Consider the following 19,402-nt stretch of genomic DNA (forward strand, 5'->3'; position numbering starts at 1 on the left):
ATTGGACGCTTAGCGTCCAATCTTTTTTAATGCGACCAATTTTTCAAGAATTAATATAGTTTCGAATAACTTTGATTAATCGCCCTGCAAGGCCATTTTCTCGCGCAGCTTGATTAGCGCGAGTACCACGTCGATAGTCGGCGTGGGTTCCGCAACCAGGCGGCCCATTTCCTGAACCACGGTCAGCAACGGATCGATTTCCATCGGGCGGCGATTCTCGAGATCGACGAGTGTCGAGGTCTTATGCGCGCCGACCGCGCCCGCGCCGTCGATGCGTCGCTCCACGTCGACGCGGAAGTGCACGCCGAACTGTTCTGCAATCCGCTTCGCTTCGAGCATCATCGTGCGCGACACCGCGCGCGTGCCGGGGTCGCTCGTGAGCACATCGAGTGTTGCGTGCGTCAATGCGCTGATCGGGTTGAAACACAGATTGCCCCACAGTTTGAGCCAGATTTCGTCGCGGATGTTGTCGCGGATCGGCGCGTCGAAACCGGCCGCCTGCATGATTTCATGCAATTGCTGAATGCGCGGCGTGCGTTCTCCGCTCGGCTCGCCGATCGGAAACTTTTTGCCGTACACATGTTTGATTACGCCGGGCTCGACGATTTCGGCCGCCGGATAAAGCACGCAGCCGATCGCGCGTTCGGGTCCGAGCTTGCTCCATTGCGTGCCGTCCGGATCGACGCTCGCCAGCCGCGTGCCGGCGAAACGTCCGCCATGCTGATAGAAATACCAGTACGGAATGCCATTCACGCCGGTCACGATTGCCGTATGTTTGCCGAGTAGCGGCTGCATCGAGTCGACCACGCCGGGCAGCGAATGCGCTTTCAGCGTAATGATCACCACATCCTGAACGCCGAGTTCGCGCGGATCGGACGTGCAGCGCACCGCGGCGCTATAGGTTTCGCCGTCCATGATCAGACGCGCGCCGTGCTCGCGCATTGCCGCCAGATGCGGGCCGCGCGCAATGAAACTCACGTCCGCGCCGGCCCGCGCCAACTGCACGCCCATCATCCCGCCAATCGCTCCCGCTCCGAAGATGCAGATCTTCATGATGTCGCTCCCATGACGATGAAAAATCTTCTGCCGCAATGCAATAAGCCGCATAGCCGATCATCGTTCGAGCATACGGGCGGAGCACGAATAACGATAGTTAAAGTTTCTCCGGGCACCTATTAGCTATTCGTTATGAAATGCTTTTTTACAGTACTTTGGAAGTAGTTCTATAAACGCTAATGCGCGATGAAAGCATCTGATTAAAACTAACAGTATTTAGGACGTGAACTATTCTGGTCCGTGTGTTTCTGTCGCATCATCCGGTTCCTTTGGAACACAAGGCAATTCCGGTGACCCTGAACAGAAGCATCGAGATCGCATCGTGCGTACTGTGATCCATCACACTGCCGGCCGCGACCTGGTCGATATGGAGAGCGTACTGGCGCGCTTACTCGACGTTGCCGCCATTGCGGTGGGCGCCGCCGTCGCGTCGCTTCTTTTCAAACCCGGTGTCGAACAGCGCGCACTCGTCAGTGCCGTCGTGATGTTCGAGATGGCGCTTGCCACGCTGCTGTTGTCGATGTTCGGCCTTTACCGTTTATGGCGCGGCCAATCGAAATGGTGGCCGCTCGCGGCAGCGGTGTGCGGCTGGTTCGCGGTGCAGGCATGCGGGCTGGCGGTGACTCTGTTATTGCATCGGAGTCCTTCTATTTCGCGCTTCTGGTGGTTGAGCTGGACCGCGCTCACCACGGCCGGCATCGTCGCCACGCATCTGTCGGTGCATGCGCTGCTCGGCCGCCGGCGCACCGGCAAAGACCAACGCACGGTCGCGGTGGTCGGCGCGGGAGAACATTGCGACGCGGTACTGGCCCGAGTCGCGGCGACGCCCGCCGACGGCTTTCGCGCGGTCGCGACGCTCAGCACCGCTGGTGACGGCCGGCAGCGAAGCGATGGCCTGCCGGCGTTCGTCGCGCTGCGCGCGTTTGCCGACTGGGTCCGCGAGCAGCGGATCGACGAAGTCTGGCTCGCACTGCCAATCTCGGACGAAACCACACTGCTGCGCGTGCTCGACGAATTCAGCGGCGATCTCGTCAACGTGCGTTTTCTCCCGGACGTGAGTCGCCTCGTGATGTTCGACCGCAACGTGGTCGATCTGCTCGGCGCGCCGGCGATCAATCTGATCGTCTCGCCGATGACGCCCGCCGCATTGCTGCAGAAAGCGATCTTCGACCGGATCTTCGCGTTCGTGATGCTGATCGCGCTCGCGCCGGTCATGGTGCCGATCGCGCTCGCGGTCAAGCTCACGTCGAAAGGGCCGGTGTTTTTCACGCAGCAGCGCAAAGGCGCGAATGGCCGGGTGTTTCGCATCTACAAGTTTCGCTCGATGCGCGTGCATACGGAAAAGCCCGGCGAGGTCCGTCAGGCGACGCGCGGCGATCCGCGCATTACGCGACTCGGCGCTTTTCTGCGCCGCACAAGCCTCGATGAATTGCCGCAATTTCTCAACGTGCTGCGCGGCGAGATGTCGGTGGTGGGCCCGCGCCCGCATGCGATCGAACACGACGAGCACTACCGCACGATCGTCGACGGTTATATCCATCGCTACCGGATCAAGCCGGGCATTACCGGCTGGGCGCAGATCAACGGCTTTCGCGGTGAGACCGAGCAACTCGAAAAGATGCAGGCGCGAGTCGAGCACGATCTGTACTACTTGCGGAACTGGTCGTTCGGCCTGGACATGCGCATCATCCTCGCGACCGTCGTGAAGGGTATGCGGCACACCAATGCCTATTGATCCGTTAGCGAAGATAAATCCGCCTCACAAGGGCGGGCAGGGCGGCGCGCTTCGCGTCCGCCGAAGAATAGGTTGAATACGATGTCTGCTTCAGTTTTGACCGGGTCGCTGCGCCGGCTCGGTGTTTTGACGGTGTCGGTCTCGCTGCTGTTGTCCGCTTGCGCGGTCGCGCCCGGCATGCGAATGGAAACGTCCAGTATGACGAACGAATCGGAGACGCTCGCGCAGAGCGATCCAATTGCTGACGCGACCAGCGAAGCGGCGGCGGACGTTGCCAGCGAAGCGGCGCCAGTCGCGGCCAGCGATTCGGCACTGACACCGGCACCGGCACCGGAGCCGACGCCGGCGCTAGCCCCTCCCAGCCCGCCGCTCCGAACCGCCGATGCAACACCAGGCACCCCGGCGATTGCGATCACCGAAGTCGACGCCGCGCTGCTCGCGCGGGTCCGCGAAGAGCGCCGTCAACAGCAGCTCGAACTGTCGCAACTGCTGTCGGGTTCGCCGCAAGCGTATGCGATCGGCGTTGGCGACGTGCTGCAGATCGTCGTCTGGGATCACCCGGAATTCGCCGCCGCGCTCGGGCCGTCGCAAGCGTCCGGCTCGGTGCGTCCCGGCGATCCGTCGGCCGGTTTTATCGTCGATCAAAGTGGCAATCTGACCTTTCCTTATGCCGGCACACTGCACGTCGCGGGTCTGCGCGCGGAAGAAGTGCAGCAACGTTTGACCGGCGCGCTCGCGAAGTACTTCATCAAGCCGCAGGTGACGGTGCGTGTCGCGTCGTATCGCGCGCATCAGGTGTACGTGGACGGCGAAGTGCACAGCCCCGGCGCGCTGGCGGTCAACGACGTGCCGATGACGCTGTACGAAGCGATCAGCCGCGCCGGCGGTTTCAGCGACAGCGCCGATCAGGGCGATCTGGTGCTGGTGCGCAGCGGCCAATCGCATCGTCTGAATCTGACGCGGTTGCTCGCCCAGGGCCTGAGCCCGTCGCTGATCTATCTGCAGCCGGGCGATTTTCTGCGCGTCGTGTCGCGCGACGAAAACCACGCGTACGTGATGGGCGAAGTGAACAAGCCGATCGCGGCGATTCCGCGCCGCACCGGCCGGCTGACGCTGGCCGATGCGCTGTCGCAAGCCGGCAGTGTCAATTCGTCGACCGCCGACGCCGCGCAGATGTATGTGATTCGCGGCTCGCTGTCGGGCACTCCGCAGGTGTTCCATCTCGATGCGCGCTCGCCGGTCGCGATGCTGCTCGCGAAAGATTTCGAGCTGCAGCCGAACGACGTCGTGTATGTGGACGGCAACGGTCTGGTCCGTTTCAACCGCGTGTTGAGTCTGCTGATGCCGCTGATTTCCAGCGGCCTGACGGCCGGGCTGGTGACCAAATGATCCGGCGCGTGCTGATCGTCTGCGTGGGCAATATCTGCCGCAGTCCGATGGCGCAGGTGCTGCTCGCGCAACGCCTCGAAGCGGTCGCGGTCGAGTCGGCCGGGATCGGCGCGCTGCACGGCGAGGGCGCCGATCCGCTCGCGGTGCAGCTGATGCAGCAGCGCGGCCTCGATCTGAGCGCGCATCGCGCGCGGCAACTGACGGCGCTGATCGCCGAAGCCGCCGATCTCGTGCTGGTGATGGACCGCGCGCAGAAGCAGTACGTGGAGCGCCGCTTCGCCGCGCTGTACGGCCGCGTCTATCTGCTCGGTTCGTCGCACGGCGCGGGCGGGCCGCCCGACGCGCGCTTCGAGATTCCCGATCCCCATCGCAAAGGCCTTGCGTCGTTCGAACAAAGCCTCGCGCTGATCGACGCCGGCGTCGACGCATGGTGCGCGCGCATCGCGGGCGTGACCACGCGTGCCGGTGCCGGCACGGCGGCTTTATCCACCGATCATTCGTCGTCCTGAGTGCGTCGAAACAACCCGACTGTTGACCATGAAATCGCTGCAATCGCCCGATAACGAGGCGCTCAAACCGGCCGACGACGAGATCGATCTGATCCGGCTGATCGATATCTTCGTCGACTACCGCTGGGTCATTCTTAAAGTCTGCGTCGCATGTATCGCGCTCGCGACCGCCTTTGCCTTCCTCGTGCCGCCGCGCTACCAGGCCGATATTTCGATTCAGGTCGAGGACGGCAGCGGGATGGCGTCCGCGCAAAGTCTGCTGGGCGACGTGTCGTCGCTGTTCAACTACAACTCGCCGACTTCGGCGGAGCAGCAGATCATGGCGTCGCGGCTGGTGGTGACGAGCGTCGTCGACGAATTGCACAGCTATATCGTGGTGCGGCCGAGCCGCTTCCCGCTCTTCGGCGACTTCGTCTCGCGCTTTAACGACGGCGTGACGCGGCCAGGCCTGCTCGGCATCGGCGGCTGGGCGTGGGGCACCGAAAGCGCCGAGGTCGTGCAGTTCGATGTGCCGAAGCGTCTGCAAGGCGACAGCTTCTCGCTGACCGTGCTGCCCGAAGGCCACTACCGGCTCGCGGGCTGGGATCTCGACCACGCGGTCACCGGCACGATCGGCGAGCGCGCAGTGTTCGACACGAGCCACGGACCGATCACGCTGCTGGTCAAATCGGTCGATGCGCAGCCCGGCACCAAATTCAAACTGGTCCGCAAGTCGAAGCTCGATGCGATCGCGAGCATGCAGAGCGGGCTCGACATTCAGGAGAAGATCAAGTCGTCAGGGGTACTGATCGCGACGCTGAAGGGCCGCGATCCGCTCGTGGTGCGCGACCAGTTGCAGGCGGTGGGCCGCTATTACGTGCAGCAGAACGTCGAGCGCAAGGCGGCCGAAGCGGCGCAATCGCTGACGTTTCTCGATACCCAGGTGCCGCAGCTGAAAAAGCAGCTCGAAGCGTCGCAACTGCGCTACACGAAGCTGCGCGACAAACAGGGGTCGGTCGATCTGTCGGAGGAAGCGAAGCTCGCGCTGCAGCAGACCGCGGACTCGAAGACGCGGATGCTCGAATTGCAGCAGAAGCGCGACGAACTGGCTGCACGCTTCACCAATGCGCACCCGGAGGTGGTCGCGCTCGATGCGCAGATCGCGACGCTGCGCACCCAGCAACGCACGTTCGACGAGCAGATCAAACGCCTGCCCGACATGCAGCAGGACGCGGTGCGTTTGCTGCTCGACGTGAAGGTCGATACCGAGCTGTACACCGCGCTGCTGAACAACGTGCAGCAGCTGAAGCTGGTCAAGGCCGGCAAGACCGGCAGCGTGCGTCTCGTCGATACCGCGGTGGTGCCCGAGCAGATCGCGTTTCCGAACCGGCCGGTGACGATCGCCGCCGGCGCGTTGCTCGGCCTGTTGCTCGGCGTCGGCTTCGCGGTCGCGCACAGCTTCCTGTTCGCCGGCATCTCCGAAGCGGAGGAAATCGAGCGCCAGGTCGGCCTGCACGTGTATGCGCTGATTCCCGAATCGCGGCATCAGCAGCAGCTCGATCGCAATGCGTCGGCCGAGGTGTTGGGGCTGCGTCTGCTCGCGCTGGAGCAGCCCGGTGAACCCGCGGTCGAGAGCATGCGCAGTCTGCGCACCGCGCTGCAATTCGCGATGTCGAATGCGAAGAACAACGTGATTCTGATTTCCGGCACGACGCCCGGCGTCGGCAAATCTTTCGTGTCGGCCAATTTCGCGGCGCTGCTCGCCAGCAGCGGCAAGCGCGTGCTGTTGATCGACGCGGACTTGCGGCGCGGTTCGCTGCACCGTTACTTCGGCCGGCAGCGTGAGCACGGACTGGTGGATCTGATCGCCGACGTACTGCCGCGCGAAGAAGTGATCCAGCGCGACGTGGTGCCGAATCTCGACTTCATCGCCACCGGCGCGTTGCCGCCGAATGCCGGCGAACTGCTGCTGCACCGGCGCGTTGCCGAACTGCTCGACGCGGTTGCGCGCGACTACGACGTGGTGCTGGTCGATACGCCGCCGGTGCTAGCGGTGACCGACGCGGTGATGCTGTCCGCGCATTGCGCGACGGTGATGCTGGTGGCCCGAGCGGGCCTGACGCGCGCCGCGGATCTGGCCGAATGCGTGCGCCGGCTCGCGCAGGCGGGCTGCGCGGTCACCGGCGCGATCCTGAACGGCATCGATCCGAAATCGGCGCGCCGCTCGTACGGCCGCAAGAACGGCGGCTACCGATTCGTTCAGTACAGCTACGAAGAACCGCCGTGCACCGGCGCGGGCGGCTGCTGGCAGCGACTGATCACACGTATCGGACGGAGACGATGATGCAAACCACGGCGGGCGAGACCTTGGAGCTGCACGGGGCGGCGCGTGAAGCGGGCGACGCGAACGAAGCGCTGGCCCAGGCCGAGCGCGAGTCCGGCAACGGCAAAGCGCGGCGGCGCTTGCGGATCGCGCTGGTGGTCGAGGCGGCGGGCGGCGGGGTCGCGGTTCATATCGCCGATCTGGTGCGCGGGCTGCGCAAGCTGGGCGGCTTCGAGATTCATCTGGTGGTGCCGCACGGCAAGCGTTTCGATCACGTGATCCTCGGCGACGAGGTGCTCGCGCAGTGCGACTCCGTGCAGCGCGTGGCGATGCATCGCTCGGTCGGCGCGGCCGACATGGTCGCCTTCGCGCAACTGTTCAGATGCCTGCAGCGGCTGCGGCCCGATATCGTGCACAGCCATAGCTCAAAGGCGGGCGCGCTCGCGCGGCTGTGTTTCGGGCCGTGGAAACAGGTGTATACGCCGCACGCGGTCTATACGCTCAATCCGTATCTGCCGCCTGCGCAGAAGCGTTTTTATGGCCTGATCGAAGGCCTGCTCGGCCGCTTTCGCAGCGATCGCATCATCGCGGTGTCGATCGACGAGGCCGAGCATCTGCAACAGACGCTGCATATCGCCGCGTCGCGCATCGAGACGATTTTCAACGGCGTGCCGGCGCCGCGGCTGTTGTCGCGCGCCGATGCGCGCGCCGCGCTCGATCTGCCGCGCGACGCGGTGGTGATCGGATTCGTCGGGCGGCTCGACTTTCAGAAGGGCGTCGATCGGCTCGCGCGGGTTGCGCGCACGCTGCTCGAACGCGGCCTGCGCGAAGTGGTGTTCGCGGTGCTCGGTCCCGGCGATTTCGCGGTTGCCGCGGGTCTGGATGAGCGCAGCATCCCGGCCAACGTGCGCGTGCTCGGCGCGATTCCCGACGCGCGCCGCTACTTCTCCGCGTTCGACGTGTTCGCGCTGCCGAGCCGCTACGAAGGATTTCCGTATGTGGTGCTCGAAGCGATGGCCGCCGGCGTGCCGGTCGCGTCGACCCGCGTGTCCGGCGCGGCCGAACTGATCGACGCGCAACAACTGGGCTACGTGGTGCCGAACGAGGACGACGTGACGCTGTTCGCGGACGCGCTCGATGCGCTGGTCCGAGAGCCCGCCCTGCGCGAACGCCTGCGGCGCAACTGCGAGCGCACCGCCGAGCGCTTTTCCGCCGCCGCGATGGTCGAGCGGACCGCGCATGTTTATCGCCAACTGATCGAAAAGGATTCCCGATGAAAAAGCCGACGCAGGTGGTGCTGCTGCAAGCGTACAGCTCGAAAAATTCCGGCGACGGGCTGCTCGTCGATCTTTCTGTCGATCTGCTCAAGCGCGCGTTCGGCGACGCGACCGAGGTCGCGATCGTGGCTGCGGACCCAGCTTCGTTCGCCGGCTATCCGAACGTGTATCCGGCCCCGGTGCTCGCGCAGAGCGGTCTCGCTCGGGTCGGCGGCGCGCTGGGCGGACTGTTCGCCGGCGGCTTCTATAGCCGGATGCGCGAGCTGTCGCAGCGGCTCGCCGCCGCCGATGTGGTGGTCGGCGTCGGCGGCGGCTATCTGCGCGCGCGTAATCTGAGCGAGGCGCTCAAGCTCGAGGCGGGGCATCTGTTGCAGATGCGCGCGGCGTGCCGCTCGGGCAAGCCGGTCGTGTATCTGCCGCAGAGTATCGGCCCCACGATCCCCGCGCTACCGCTGCGCGCGCATCTGACGCGAATGCTCGGCAGGTTTTCGGCGGTCTTCGTGCGCGACGACCGCTCGGCGGCTTTTCTCGCGCGCAATGCGAACACCCGGCGCGCGCCGGATCTCGCGGTACTCGATGTCGAGCGGCGCAGCGCGCAGATCGCCGCGCTTGCCCGCGATGCGAATCAGCAGGTGAAGCACGTCGCGTTCGTGCTGCGCAAGGCGCCGAGCTGGAACGCGCTGCAGCGGCAGCGCTATGAAGCGTCGACCCGCAAGCTGATTCGCGAGCTGGGCGGCACGTGCCGGATCAGCTTCGCAGTCCAGAGCACCGGCCGCGGCAATGACGACCTCGCGTATTACCGCAGCATCGGCATTGAGCGCGAACTGGTGTCGCTGAAAGAACTGCTCGCAACCGACCGGCCCGACGTGGTCGTGTCGGTGCGGCTGCATGGAGCGCTGGAGTCGATTCTGAGCGGCGTGCCGGCGTATCACCTGAGCTATGAGCGCAAAGGCTTCGGCGCGTATGACGATCTCGGCTTGAATGACTGGGTCAGCAATGCGGCGGATTTCGATCCGGCCGACGTGGTCGCGACGATCCTCGCGCCCGGCGCGATTCGCGAGTTCTGGGCGAATACCTCGCGCGCCTGCGAGCGGATTCGCGCGGAGCGCGATGAGATCATCGCGGCGCTGCGCGCGACGCGCGGCGTATAGCAGGGACGGCTGATGCAATTGCTCGTTCGCCTCGGCTTCCGGATTGCGGCGCTGGCGCTGAAATTCGTGCTGACGATCGTCGTCGCGCGGGTACTCGGCTTCGCGGCGGTCGCCGATTATGGTCTCGCGCTGGCGTTGTCGGTGGTGGCGTCCAAATTGCTGGGGCTCGGTTTCAGCACCGAAATCAACCGGCGCCTAAGCGCGGAGCAGCCGCTGCCGGCGATTCACGACGCGCGTCGCTTGTTGCTGCTGTATGGCGCGGTGTATGTGGCGATCGCAGTGGTCGTGGGCGGCGTGTATCACGCGGGTGTGTTCGACGGTTTCAGCCGGATCGCGCCCGGCATTCTATGGGGCGTGATGCTGGTGGCTTTTTCCGAGCATGCCGGCCTGGAGACGACCTCGTATGTGTTTTCGCTGCATCGCGCGCGTGCTGGCGCGGTGCTGCTGTTTATCCGCACCGGCGGTTGGGCGGCGGTCGCAATTGCGGTGCTGCTCGCCGGGCTGAGCCGTTCGGTCGAGACGATCTTTGCGTTGTGGTGCGGCACGAATGTGTTCGCGTCGCTCGCCGCTTTGTGGTGTATCGCGCGGCGTGAGCGGGAATTGAAGTTGAACCGCGACGCGTCGAACCGCGATGCGGTGGCTCAGCATAGCAACGGCGGCTTCCGCTCGGTGTGGCTCGACGGCTTGCCGTTCTTCGTCGCCGCAACCTTGCTTTCAGGACTTCAGTACGGCGAACGATTTCTGGCGAGCCAGGTTTTCTCCAGCTACACGCTCGGCCGCTATGTGTTCGCGTGGTCGATCTCGAGTTCGATCCAGACCATCGCGTACGCGACGATCGTCGTGACCGCGGGGCCTCGCCTCGTTCGTGCGCTGAGCGGCGGCGCTCACGCAGCGCGCCCGTTCCGTGCGACGTTGCGGCGCGCGCTGCTCGCCAGTATCGGCATCACGCTGCTGGCGGCGGCCGCGATCGTGCTCGTGCATCAGCCGCTTTTCCACATCGCGCGCGAGCCGGCCGGCCGGCAGGAATTCGGCATGCTGCTGATCCTGCTGATTTCGTTCGTGCTCCGATCTATTGCGGACGTGTACTGGGCCGCTGCAATTGCGTTGCGGGCCGGCAAACGCGTAGCGGTCGCGATGTGCTGCGTCGCGCTTGCTTGTGTGCCGGTCGAATGGACGCTAATCAAACAACTGGACGAAATCGGCGCGGCACTCGCGCATCTAAGCGCGAGCGTCGGGATCGTCGCGATCCTTGCGTGGATCGTGATGCGCACGCATGCGCCGAATCCGGCCGCGATTGCTGTTGCGGACAAGGAGGCGGCCCATGCTGCGTAAAGTGCTGAACGCCGGCCCGCGTTTGAGCACGGGCACGGTGCGGCTGGTCGCGAGTCTGACGATCTTCGTCTACGTGACGCTGTACTGGAAAGCGAGCGCGTTCCTGCCGGAATTCGTGTTTCGCGACTCCGACAAGATCCAGTCGCAGGTCGGCGGATCGAGCACCTATCAGGACACCTCGTTCGACGCGGTCGCGAAGTTCTATGCGGCGCTCGGCGATAGCGGCAGCAAGCTGTTCGTGCTGGCCGTCGGGGTCGTGTTTATCTGGCTGATGATCGGCTTGTCGAAACGCGTCGGCAGTCTGCTCGTGAATGTCGTGCTGGTCGCGCCGTGCCTGTTCTTCAATCTGTTCGTCGCGAGTAAAGACACACTGGTCGTGCTGATGTCGGTCGTGCTGGTGCTGATCGCGCGCAAACGCAGCGCGTGGTATGTCGCGGTCGCGGCGCTCGCCTGCTATGCCGGCTATGCCGCAACGGTCCGCATCTACTTCGCACTGATTCTGGCGATCGCGGTGGGCGCGTGGGTTTATCGCACCGGGTCGTTGCGGCGTAAAACCGTGCTGCTGATGGCGGTGCTGCTGGTTCTTTATGTGCTGCCGGAGCACGCGTATTTCGCGCTGATGCATCCGCGCGATATGGCGGTCGACTATCTGGTGGCGGGCTCGCCGTACGGCGCGCGCACCAGCTTCTACAACCTGGTCGAACCGGCATCGTTCACGGCGTTCTGCATCGACTACGCGTACGCGATTCTGAAGCTCAACGTGCCGGTGCTGTTTTATCCGGGGCCGAAGGAGTTCGTGATGCTCGCGTTCGTGTGGATCGTGCTCGGCTCGGCGTTCGGCCGGCTGCCCGCGCAGCCGGCGCTCGCGCGCGGCGGCACGAATGCGGTCGATCTGCTCGCCTGCCTCGTGATTGGGCACATCGCGGTGTCGATGCTGTTCGAGCCGGATCTGGGCAGTTATATCCGGCATCTGTCGAGTGTCGCGCTGTTTTGCGGGTGGCGGCTCAGCTATCTGGCCGGGCGCTCGGGCAGCCCGTCGCGGGTCCCACTCACGCGACGCGTGCCGCTGCAACTTCCGGCCGACCCGAAGCAATAGGGCCACTATGTACTCGCTAACGAATCGACTTAAACGATGCGCGCTCGCGCTATCTCTGCTCTGCGCGTTCGGCGCCGCCCACGCGCAGGAATTCCGGCAATGGCCGGCCAATAGCGATGGTTCGATCAGAACCGGCACGCAGGTCAAGATCGAGCGCTTCGATACCGACACCGCGACCCGCATCAAGGCAGCGGGGTTCAGCTTCGTGCGCTTCGGCGTCTGGGTCGACGCGCTGCGCTCCGGCGACTATCGCAAGCAGGTGGCGCGCGCATTCGCGAGCGCGCGCGCAGCGGATCTGCCGGTGCTGTTAACCGTGCGTTCGACCCGCGCGTTGATACCGGCCGGCCTCGATCAGGCCACCGGCGAAACACATCTGCGCGAGGCCGCCGCGCAACTGGTGCGGGTCGTGAACGACTTGTCGCGCAATTACGGCGCGCAAATGCTCGCGCTCGAATTGTGGAATGAACCGGATTTGCCGGCCTATTGGCCGACGGCACAGGTCGACACGACGTTTCCGCTGTATATGAACGCGGTGTGCGCGGGACTCGCGGCGAATCCTATAACGGTGCCGGTGATCGGCTTCGGCTTCTCGACCGCGCCGGTCGCGGGCACCGCGGCGGAAAAGCTGTTGCGCAGCGTGACGGCCGGTTCCGCGCATTGTCTCGCGGCGGTGTCGTACCACGCGTATGGGATGAGCGTGCCGCAAATCCAACAGGCGGCCAGCGAGATTCGCGCGCGCTATGGGGTGCCCGCGCTGATCACCGAGTGGGGTGTATCGTCCGGCGGCAGCGGTGGTGTCGCCGCACAATCGCAGCGCATCGGCGCGCTGCTGGCGAAGCGCAATACGCTGGCGACGCCGCTCATTTCGATCTACGAATGGCAGGACACGGCGACCGCGAAGAACGCCCGCGAGCGCAACTTCGGCCTGGTGGATGCGGTGGGCGCACCGAAGGCGGCGCTGGGCGCGGCGACCGCGGCGCTGGGCCGCCACGCGCCGGGCGGCTAACGCGGCGGCGGCCGCGAACGGCCAATGCGAGCCGTCAGCTTGCAAACCAGCGCGACGCACAGCATCAGCACAACGAGGATTTCGCCGGCGACGAAAGCGAGTGCCGTGACGACGGGTTGGACGATCCGCTTCATCAGGAATCCGATCGATCAGGCACGCCGGACCAGCAGGAAGCTCACGCCGATCGCGGCCAGAAAGCCGCCGCAGCAGCGATTGAACCAGCGGCGGATGTCGGCGCGTCCGAGCCATTTGCCCAGATACATACCGGCCCATGAATACAGCGCGATCGCAACCCATTCGAGGACCAGAAAGCTCGCGCCGAGCACCGCGAATTGCGGCACGATCGGCCGCGCGAGGTCGACGAATTGCGGCAGAAACGCGGTGAATACCAGAATCGCTTTCGGATTGCCGGCGGCCACGAAAAACTCCTGCCGCGCGATGCGTGCGAGCGACGCGGGCTGTGCCTGCGAGCTATCGATTGTCGGCGCGTCGCTGCGCCACAACTGGATCGCCAGCCAGATCAGATACGCGGCGCCAGTCAGCTTGATCGCGAGGAACACCCACTCCGACGCATGCAGCACGACCGCGAGGCCGGTGGCGGCGAGCGCGAGCATCAGCGCGAACGCAAGCAGCCGGCCGGTGCCGCCGACGAACGCCTTGACGAAGCCGTGTCGCGCGGCGACGTTGATCGACAGCAGGTTGTTGGGGCCGGGCGCGAGATTGATCGCGAAACAGGCGGGCAAAAAGAATAGCCAGGCGGCAATGGACATGACGGCTCGCACGCTGAACGGGAGATGACGATGCGGCGCGCGCGGGTAACGGGTACAGCGGGATAGAGCGGGTAGGGGTTAGCGGCGCGCGTCGCCGGTAGCGCGATTGTAGCGAAACCGCGCGCGACCCCGGCCCCCCGCCCGGCGCGTGGTCAGTTCACCGCATTGATAAAGCCGGGGTCGCCGATCAACGTATCGACACTCGCCCTGACCGTGTCCTCGATCGCGATCGTGCTGTTGGTGAACTTCGGCGACTTGTGCTTCACGGTGCGGGTGGTGGTGAACATCACCTTGCGGGTCGCCGCGTCGGTGACCACGTAGCGCATTTTCAGCGTCCACAGTGCGGGCGAGCGGGTGTCGTCGACCGAGAAGGTTTCGATGCTGCCGCTGAGCACGCGGCGCTTGTCGTCGACCCGGAAACCGGCGATCCGCAGGTTGTTCGCGACGCTGTTGCGCACGATCTCATTGATCTCGTCCTTCATCACGACGCCGGTCATCGCGGTGTTTTCGATGCGGTTCGGCGAAATCCGGCCCGCGCGGGCGGACTGGTAGACGAACTCGCGCGCGGGCGCGACGCTGAGCGAGCCGGTGCCGTGCGTCTTCGCGGCGGGCGCGCTGCTGTTCAGGCCGAACCATGACCACGAGCAGGCGGACAGCAGCAGCGGCAGTCCCGCGACGCAACCCTTGAGCACGACGGATCTCAACGATGAACGCATGGTAGCCATACGGAACGAAGCGGCGGTCGAGGTCAGAGGAAATGCCCTTTTATGGAGTGATCCGGAGAGCAGCATGGTAGCAGCGAAGCGGATCGTTTCAATTCAAACCAGTCAAAAGGCCCGGGACCACGATCCCGATCCGGTTTCACGCGGCAAGCCGCGCGGCCGACCGGGCGGGCCGGGCCATCATAGCCAGCCGGCTGGCTCGTGGCTACCGGGAGTACTCCCAAACGGCTCGCCGGCCATGCTTGCACGCGCAACTGTAAGGGCGACGGATGAGAACATTGTGAAAATGCGTGACGGGTCGGCGCGTCGGCGGCTCGGCGGATCGGCCTTCGCGGGTTCTTTGCCGGGCGGCAGCAAAGCGCCGACGCAGGCCGGCGAATGATCAGAAAAAACCCGCTTTTCCCTGCGTCAGATCGGTGACGGTGCGTTTCGCGTCGTCGAGCGCGGTGGCGGGCACGCGCATCGTCATCTTCACCAGCATCCCGTACGCGCTGTCCACCAGCGCGTAGCCTTGCGCGTCCATCCAGCGGCGCACTTTCGCTTCGTCGGCATAACTGACTTCCACGCCGAGAGACAGCTGCGCAATCCGCTCGACGCGCGGCGCATCGAGCAGCGCCGACGCGATCGCATCGGTGTACGCGCGCACCAGCCCGCCGGCGCCGAGCTTCACGCCGCCGTAGTAGCGGACCACAGCCGCGAGCACGCCATCCAGATCGTGATGCCGGAGTACTTCGAGAATCGGCCGGCCCGCGGTGCCGGACGGTTCGCCGTCGTCGGACATGCCGGACTGGCCGCCCGCCAGCAGCGCCCAGCACACGTGCGTCGCGGCCGGGTGCTCGGCGCGCAGACGCTGCAGTTCGGCCATCGCGGCGTCGCGATCGGCGACCGGAATCGCATGCGCGATGAAGCGGCTCTTGCGAATTTCGAGTTCCGCGCTCAGCGGCGCGGGCAAAGTATAGGTGGGCAAGGCAAAGACGCGAGTGGATAAGGACGGCGCGCCGCAACGGGGCGCGATGTCCGTCATGGTAGCGGATCGGTCGCGCCGCGGGCACGCGCGGCGGGCGTTCGATGCCTCGTCTACAATGGCCGTCACGAACGCGCACCGACGTCCACCGACATATCGAGCCAGCGCGTCGCAAGGAGACGACATGCTTGAACTATCCACCCTGGGCACTTTCGTGGCCGTCGTGCTCGGCCTGTTTCTGATTCCGGGTCCGGCCGTTCTGCTGGTGTTGACGCGTACGATGCAAGGCGGCCGCAAGACCGGCATTCTGACCGGCCTCGGGATCGCAGCCGGCGATTTCATCCACACGCTGGGCGCCGCGGTCGGTCTTTCCGCACTGCTGATGACTTCCGCGCTGGCTTTCAACGTTGTGAAATTCGTCGGCGCCGCGTATCTGGTCTATCTGGGCATTCGCGCATTGCGCGCGAAACAGGCGAGCGCGGATCTGCCGGCGGTCGCGCCGCTGTCGGGTTCGAAGGCTTTCCTGCAGGCGATTCCCGCCGAAGTGCTGAACCCGAAAACCGCGCTGTTTTTCCTCGCGTTTTTGCCGCAATTCGTGCGGCCCGAGCATGGCTCGACGTTTCTGCAATTCGCGACGCTCGGGCTGATTTTCGTCGCCATGAGCGCGCTTTACACGACCTTGCTGGTGCTGACGATGCGCCCGGTCGGCAGACTCGTGAAGCGCTTAACGTGGTTGACGCGCTGGCAGAACAAGCTGATCGGCGTGCTGTTTATCTCGCTCGGCTTGCGCGTGGCGGTGCAGACGCGCTGAGCCGGTTAAGACATCGGAGACGGGAAACACGAAACGCGCTTGGCGCGGATAAGGAGTGCTGTATATGCGTACAGCACTCTTTATTTTATGGAAGGGGGCGAGAAGAAGAGGGGTGACGCAGATGACGCGCTTGAATTCAGGCCAGCGCGAGCATGACCAGCGACGAAACGACAACGACAAAAAGACAGCTCGCGGTTAGCAGGTCGTAAGGAAAATTCATGATATGGCTCTCGAACCTGTAAGGCAGAAAGAGCAATCATAGGTACAAGCGCCGCAGGCGATTGTTAAGCTTTGCAAGACCTCGCGGCGGCGGCCCGCGCGAATCGCGTGCTGCGCACCGCCGCCGACTTCTGGAGACCGCGATGCCCGACGACCCACTCTCAACGACGCGCACGATCGAATTCTGGTTCGATTTCGGCAGCAACTACAGCTATCTGAGCACGATGCGTATCGAAGCGCTGGCGGATGCGCGCAATGTGCGGATCGTCTGGCGGCCGTTTCTGCTGGGGCCGGTATTTCGCCAGCTCGGCTTCGACAACTCGCCGTTCGTTCTGCAAAAGGAAAAAGGCGCGTACGTGTGGAAAGACATGGAGCGCCAATGCCGCAAATATGGCCTTGCGCTGACGCGTCCGAGCACGTTTCCGCGTGCCGCGTTGCTGGCGATGCGCGTCGCGCTGGCCGGTGCGGACGAGCCGTGGATCGGCGCCTACTGCCGCAAGATCATGCAATTGAATTTCGCCGAGGATCGCGATATCGGTTCGCCCGAGGTCGTCAGCGAAGCGCTCGACTCGCTCGGCTTACCCACACAGCGCATTATCGACGCCGCGCTAGCCGACGCGAACAAGCTGCGCCTGCGCGAGCAGACCGAATCGGCCGTGAATAAAGGCATATTCGGCGCGCCGACGTTTTTCGTCGGCGGCGAAATGTTCTGGGGTAACGACAGGCTGGAGGATGCTTTGGACTACTGCGAGACGCTGCCGGCGCGCGCCTGAAATTGCCGCGCGTGGCGAGCGCCGCGCTCAGTCGGCCTGCTGGCAGAAGCGGCGGCCGGGCACGTGAGAGGCCATCGCCTGAGCGATTTCGAGGGGAGTACTTTCGGCGGGAACGACACGGCGGCTCGATTCGGGCGCGTGCTTCATCGTCCATTCGACGAGCCGGTATGAACGGCCCCAGGGCGGTTGCAGCGGATCGGAGACCTTGCAGGAGTGAATCTGGCGAACCCATTCATGGCCGGGCATCGCACGCAGGTGTTCGACAACCATATCTTCAACCATGATTTACCTCCGTCTTTTTTGGGCACGAACAGCTTCCGGCGCATTTTTTGGCATCCCCAAGAAAAAGCGCCGCCGATGTTCTGGCGGCTCAACAGGGGATGAGCGACATAGTTGCAGGGAACAATTAAGCCAAACTTAAGAGCCGTCATGATTGCCCAAACCAATGTCAATGCGTGTAAGCGAGTGCAAGCGAATGCAAGCGGACGTGTTATGGACGCTTATCTTTTTTCACACTCCCGCCGCGTCCGGCAACACGCCCAATAATTGCAACGAGCCGCCCATCACGCCGCTGAATACCGGCCCCGCGACCGTGCCGCCATAAAACGCCTTGCCGGCCGGGTCGTCGATCATCACGGCGACGATCAGGCGCGGATCGCTCATCGGCGCCATGCCGACGAATAGCGCGCGGTAGCGGTTCTTCGCGTAGGTCGCGCCGATCTGCTTGCGCGCGGTGCCGGTCTTGCCGCCGACCCGGTAGCCTTCCACCGTCGCCGCGCGCCCGGTGCCGCCGGCGCCAGTGGCCATCTCCAGCATGTTGCGGATCGCGCGCGCGGTGGCCGGCGTCGTGACCTGCTCGCTGTGCGCGCTGAACGCGTCTTCGGAACTGGCATCGGCAGCGGCGTCGAGCGGCTCGCGCAGCAGGCTCACACGCTGCATCGTGCCGTCGCCCGCATACGCGGTGTAGACCTGGGCGATCTGCAGCAGCGACACCGACAGCCCGTAGCCGTACGCCATCGTCGCCTGTTCGATCGGGCGCCAGCGTTTGAACGGCCGCACCTTGCCGGCGGCCACGCCGGGGAAGGTCAGCTCGGGTTTGATGCCGAGTCCGTACTGCTGGTACTTGGTCCAGATGGTCTCGGCCGGCAGGTTCAGCGCGAGCTTCGCGAGCGCGATGTTGCTCGACTTCTGCACTGCCTCGGCGACCGTCATCGTGCCGTGATTCGACGTGTCGTGAATCACCGCCGGGCCGATCTTGTACCAGCCGGGCCCGGTGTCGATGACGCTTTGCGGCCGCACCTTGCCTTCGTCCATCGACAACGCGACGACCAGCGGCTTGATCGTCGAACCGGGCTCGAACGTGTCGATCACCGCGCGATTGCGCAACTGCCGGCCGGTCAGACCCGCGCGGTCGTTCGGATCGAAGCTCGGGTAATTGGCGAGCGCGAGAATCTCGCCGTTGCGCGCATCGAGCACGACCACGCTGCCGGCTTCCGCGCGATGCTGCGCGATCGCGGCCTTCAACTGCGCATACGCGAGCTGCTGGATGCGCCGGTCGATCGTCAGCTGGATCGTCGCGCCGTTGCGCGCGGGTATCAGCGGGCGCGTCTCCGACACCACCCGGCCGAGCCGGTCGCGAATCACTTCGCGCTGGCCCGGCGTGCCCTCCAACTGTTCGTTGGCGGCCAGCTCGATCCCTTCCTGGCCGTTGTCCTCGATGTCGGTGAAGCCGACCACGTGCGCGGCCGACTCGCCTTCCGGATAAAAACGCTTGGAGTCGGCGATCTGCGTGATGCCGGTCAGGCCCAGGCGCGTTAGCTGCGCGGCGGTATCGGCGTCGACCTGGCGCTTGAGCAGCACGAAGCTGCGCTCGCCGCTCAGGCGCCGGCGCAGTTCCGCGGCCGGCAGATCGAGCAGCTTCGCGAGCGGTGCGATCGCGCTGTCTTCGACCAGCTTCGGCGTCGCCCAGATTTCGTAGGTGGCGAGACTGACCGCGAGCATCGAGCCATGACGGTCGACGATCCGCCCGCGCATCGCGTCGAGTTCGAGCACCCGCTGATAGCGCTTTTGCCCCTGATCGACATAGAAGTCCTGATTGATGATCTGCACCCAGAACGCGCGGGCCGCGAGCGCCGCGAACGCGGCGAACACGATCAGGACGACGAACTTCGAGCGCCATGCGGGCAGGCGCGCGCTGAGCAGCGGATTCTTCGCGGCGGCATACGGATCGTGCGATGGCGGTTTTTTCTGACGGATCATAAGCGCGGCTGGCGGACGGGTGGACCTCTCG

General features: G+C 64.8%; 19 protein-coding genes. 12 read left to right on the top strand and 7 right to left on the bottom strand.

Annotation, left to right across the window (positions count from 1 at the left end):
* Positions 1 to 75: 75 nt before the first annotated feature.
* A complete protein-coding gene (locus tag BTH42_RS23920; protein WP_075303680.1) occupies positions 76 to 1,053 on the bottom strand; it encodes a 2-dehydropantoate 2-reductase in 978 nt (325 codons plus the stop codon).
* A 361-nt stretch (positions 1,054 to 1,414) separates the two neighbouring features.
* On the opposite strand from BTH42_RS23920, the gene BTH42_RS23925 reads away from it, so the two are divergent.
* The 9 genes from BTH42_RS23925 to BTH42_RS23965 all read left to right on the top strand — a co-directional run bounded on the left by BTH42_RS23925 (position 1,415) and on the right by BTH42_RS23965 (position 12,853).
* Positions 1,415 to 2,791, top strand: a complete 1,377-nt coding sequence (locus BTH42_RS23925; RefSeq protein ID WP_075303681.1) for an undecaprenyl-phosphate glucose phosphotransferase — start codon at positions 1,415 to 1,417, stop codon at positions 2,789 to 2,791.
* A gap of 81 nt (positions 2,792 to 2,872) precedes the next feature.
* Positions 2,873 to 4,180, top strand: a complete 1,308-nt coding sequence (locus tag BTH42_RS23930) for a polysaccharide biosynthesis/export family protein (RefSeq protein WP_083654888.1) — start codon at positions 2,873 to 2,875, stop codon at positions 4,178 to 4,180.
* Complete coding sequence (locus BTH42_RS23935; RefSeq protein WP_075303648.1) at positions 4,177 to 4,689, top strand: low molecular weight protein-tyrosine-phosphatase; 513 nt, start codon at positions 4,177 to 4,179, stop codon at positions 4,687 to 4,689. Before BTH42_RS23930 ends, BTH42_RS23935 begins: the two co-directional genes overlap by 4 nt.
* 28 nt (positions 4,690 to 4,717) lie before the next feature.
* The gene (locus BTH42_RS23940; protein ID WP_075303649.1) at positions 4,718 to 7,012 is read left to right on the top strand and encodes a polysaccharide biosynthesis tyrosine autokinase; all 2,295 of its coding nucleotides are present in this window, start codon (positions 4,718 to 4,720) and stop codon (positions 7,010 to 7,012) included.
* Entirely contained in the window at positions 7,009 to 8,268 is a 1,260-nt protein-coding gene (locus BTH42_RS23945; protein WP_256702199.1) for a glycosyltransferase, read from the top strand. The genes BTH42_RS23940 and BTH42_RS23945 overlap by 4 nt, the downstream gene beginning before the upstream one ends.
* The gene (locus BTH42_RS23950) at positions 8,265 to 9,419 is read left to right on the top strand and encodes a polysaccharide pyruvyl transferase family protein (protein ID WP_075303651.1); all 1,155 of its coding nucleotides are present in this window, start codon (positions 8,265 to 8,267) and stop codon (positions 9,417 to 9,419) included. The genes BTH42_RS23945 and BTH42_RS23950 overlap by 4 nt, the downstream gene beginning before the upstream one ends.
* 12 nt (positions 9,420 to 9,431) lie before the next feature.
* Positions 9,432 to 10,751, top strand: a complete 1,320-nt coding sequence (locus BTH42_RS23955) for a lipopolysaccharide biosynthesis protein (protein WP_083654886.1) — start codon at positions 9,432 to 9,434, stop codon at positions 10,749 to 10,751.
* Positions 10,741 to 11,847: a hypothetical protein gene (locus BTH42_RS23960; RefSeq protein ID WP_075303652.1), complete on the top strand. Its 1,107-nt coding sequence runs from the start codon at positions 10,741 to 10,743 to the stop codon at positions 11,845 to 11,847. Before BTH42_RS23955 ends, BTH42_RS23960 begins: the two co-directional genes overlap by 11 nt.
* 7 nt (positions 11,848 to 11,854) lie before the next feature.
* Positions 11,855 to 12,853 (top strand): cellulase family glycosylhydrolase, encoded by a 999-nt coding sequence (locus tag BTH42_RS23965; RefSeq protein WP_075303653.1) that lies wholly within the window; start codon positions 11,855 to 11,857, stop codon positions 12,851 to 12,853.
* Here the strand turns inward: BTH42_RS23965 and BTH42_RS35575 are convergent.
* The 3 genes from BTH42_RS35575 to BTH42_RS23975 form a co-directional block, all read right to left on the bottom strand.
* Entirely contained in the window at positions 12,850 to 12,987 is a 138-nt protein-coding gene (locus BTH42_RS35575; protein WP_178392226.1) for a hypothetical protein, read from the bottom strand. The genes BTH42_RS23965 and BTH42_RS35575 overlap by 4 nt on opposite strands.
* Before the next feature lie 15 nt (positions 12,988 to 13,002).
* Positions 13,003 to 13,623: a LysE family translocator gene (locus tag BTH42_RS23970; protein ID WP_075303654.1), complete on the bottom strand. Its 621-nt coding sequence runs from the start codon at positions 13,621 to 13,623 to the stop codon at positions 13,003 to 13,005.
* A gap of 152 nt (positions 13,624 to 13,775) precedes the next feature.
* Positions 13,776 to 14,348, bottom strand: a complete 573-nt coding sequence (locus BTH42_RS23975; RefSeq protein WP_075303655.1) for a hypothetical protein — start codon at positions 14,346 to 14,348, stop codon at positions 13,776 to 13,778.
* On the opposite strand from BTH42_RS23975, the gene BTH42_RS35580 reads away from it, so the two are divergent.
* Positions 14,308 to 14,727: a hypothetical protein gene (locus tag BTH42_RS35580; RefSeq protein WP_178392225.1), complete on the top strand. Its 420-nt coding sequence runs from the start codon at positions 14,308 to 14,310 to the stop codon at positions 14,725 to 14,727. The two genes, BTH42_RS23975 and BTH42_RS35580, sit on opposite strands and share 41 nt — an antisense overlap.
* Here the strand turns inward: BTH42_RS35580 and BTH42_RS23980 are convergent, their stop codons facing one another.
* Entirely contained in the window at positions 14,728 to 15,369 is a 642-nt protein-coding gene (locus BTH42_RS23980; protein WP_075303656.1) for a YigZ family protein, read from the bottom strand.
* A gap of 124 nt (positions 15,370 to 15,493) precedes the next feature.
* Here BTH42_RS23980 and BTH42_RS23985 point away from each other — a divergent pair, with 124 nt between their 5' ends.
* Positions 15,494 to 16,120 carry a LysE family translocator gene (locus BTH42_RS23985; protein WP_075303657.1) on the top strand — a complete coding sequence of 209 codons (627 nt, stop codon included), beginning with the start codon at positions 15,494 to 15,496 and terminating at the stop codon, positions 16,118 to 16,120.
* 362 nt (positions 16,121 to 16,482) lie between these two features.
* On the top strand, positions 16,483 to 17,112 hold the full coding sequence (locus BTH42_RS23990) for a 2-hydroxychromene-2-carboxylate isomerase (protein ID WP_075303658.1): 630 nt from the start codon (positions 16,483 to 16,485) through the stop codon (positions 17,110 to 17,112).
* 27 nt (positions 17,113 to 17,139) lie between these two features.
* Here BTH42_RS23990 and BTH42_RS23995 read toward each other — a convergent pair whose 3' ends face one another.
* Together BTH42_RS23995 and BTH42_RS24000 are read right to left on the bottom strand one after the other, a co-directional pair.
* Positions 17,140 to 17,394: a DUF2866 domain-containing protein gene (locus BTH42_RS23995; RefSeq protein ID WP_075303659.1), complete on the bottom strand. Its 255-nt coding sequence runs from the start codon at positions 17,392 to 17,394 to the stop codon at positions 17,140 to 17,142.
* A 228-nt stretch (positions 17,395 to 17,622) separates the two neighbouring features.
* The gene (locus BTH42_RS24000) at positions 17,623 to 19,371 is read right to left on the bottom strand and encodes a penicillin-binding protein 2 (RefSeq protein ID WP_075303660.1); all 1,749 of its coding nucleotides are present in this window, start codon (positions 19,369 to 19,371) and stop codon (positions 17,623 to 17,625) included.
* Between the last annotated feature and the right edge of the window lie 31 nt (positions 19,372 to 19,402).

The organism is Burkholderia sp. SRS-W-2-2016 (genome assembly GCF_001931485.1).
In the GTDB taxonomy this organism is placed as follows: domain Bacteria; phylum Pseudomonadota; class Gammaproteobacteria; order Burkholderiales; family Burkholderiaceae; genus Paraburkholderia.

What these genes read in the sequence shown, in the direction of transcription:
- BTH42_RS23920 (WP_075303680.1), bottom strand. Translation starts at nt 1,053, where the DNA reads ATGAAGATCTGCATCTTCGGAGCGGGAGCGATTGGCGGGATGATGGGC.
- BTH42_RS23930 (WP_083654888.1), top strand. Translation starts at nt 2,873, where the DNA reads ATGTCTGCTTCAGTTTTGACCGGGTCGCTGCGCCGGCTCGGTGTTTTG.
- BTH42_RS23935 (WP_075303648.1), top strand. Translation starts at nt 4,177, where the DNA reads ATGATCCGGCGCGTGCTGATCGTCTGCGTGGGCAATATCTGCCGCAGT.
- BTH42_RS23940 (WP_075303649.1), top strand. Translation starts at nt 4,718, where the DNA reads ATGAAATCGCTGCAATCGCCCGATAACGAGGCGCTCAAACCGGCCGAC.
- BTH42_RS23945 (WP_256702199.1), top strand. Translation starts at nt 7,009, where the DNA reads ATGATGCAAACCACGGCGGGCGAGACCTTGGAGCTGCACGGGGCGGCG.
- BTH42_RS23950 (WP_075303651.1), top strand. Translation starts at nt 8,265, where the DNA reads ATGAAAAAGCCGACGCAGGTGGTGCTGCTGCAAGCGTACAGCTCGAAA.
- BTH42_RS23955 (WP_083654886.1), top strand. Translation starts at nt 9,432, where the DNA reads ATGCAATTGCTCGTTCGCCTCGGCTTCCGGATTGCGGCGCTGGCGCTG.
- BTH42_RS23960 (WP_075303652.1), top strand. Translation starts at nt 10,741, where the DNA reads ATGCTGCGTAAAGTGCTGAACGCCGGCCCGCGTTTGAGCACGGGCACG.
- BTH42_RS23965 (WP_075303653.1), top strand. Translation starts at nt 11,855, where the DNA reads ATGTACTCGCTAACGAATCGACTTAAACGATGCGCGCTCGCGCTATCT.
- BTH42_RS35575 (WP_178392226.1), bottom strand. Translation starts at nt 12,987, where the DNA reads ATGAAGCGGATCGTCCAACCCGTCGTCACGGCACTCGCTTTCGTCGCC.
- BTH42_RS23970 (WP_075303654.1), bottom strand. Translation starts at nt 13,623, where the DNA reads ATGTCCATTGCCGCCTGGCTATTCTTTTTGCCCGCCTGTTTCGCGATC.
- BTH42_RS23975 (WP_075303655.1), bottom strand. Translation starts at nt 14,348, where the DNA reads ATGGCTACCATGCGTTCATCGTTGAGATCCGTCGTGCTCAAGGGTTGC.
- BTH42_RS23980 (WP_075303656.1), bottom strand. Translation starts at nt 15,369, where the DNA reads ATGACGGACATCGCGCCCCGTTGCGGCGCGCCGTCCTTATCCACTCGC.
- BTH42_RS23985 (WP_075303657.1), top strand. Translation starts at nt 15,494, where the DNA reads ATGCTTGAACTATCCACCCTGGGCACTTTCGTGGCCGTCGTGCTCGGC.
- BTH42_RS23990 (WP_075303658.1), top strand. Translation starts at nt 16,483, where the DNA reads ATGCCCGACGACCCACTCTCAACGACGCGCACGATCGAATTCTGGTTC.
- BTH42_RS23995 (WP_075303659.1), bottom strand. Translation starts at nt 17,394, where the DNA reads ATGGTTGAAGATATGGTTGTCGAACACCTGCGTGCGATGCCCGGCCAT.
- BTH42_RS24000 (WP_075303660.1), bottom strand. Translation starts at nt 19,371, where the DNA reads ATGATCCGTCAGAAAAAACCGCCATCGCACGATCCGTATGCCGCCGCG.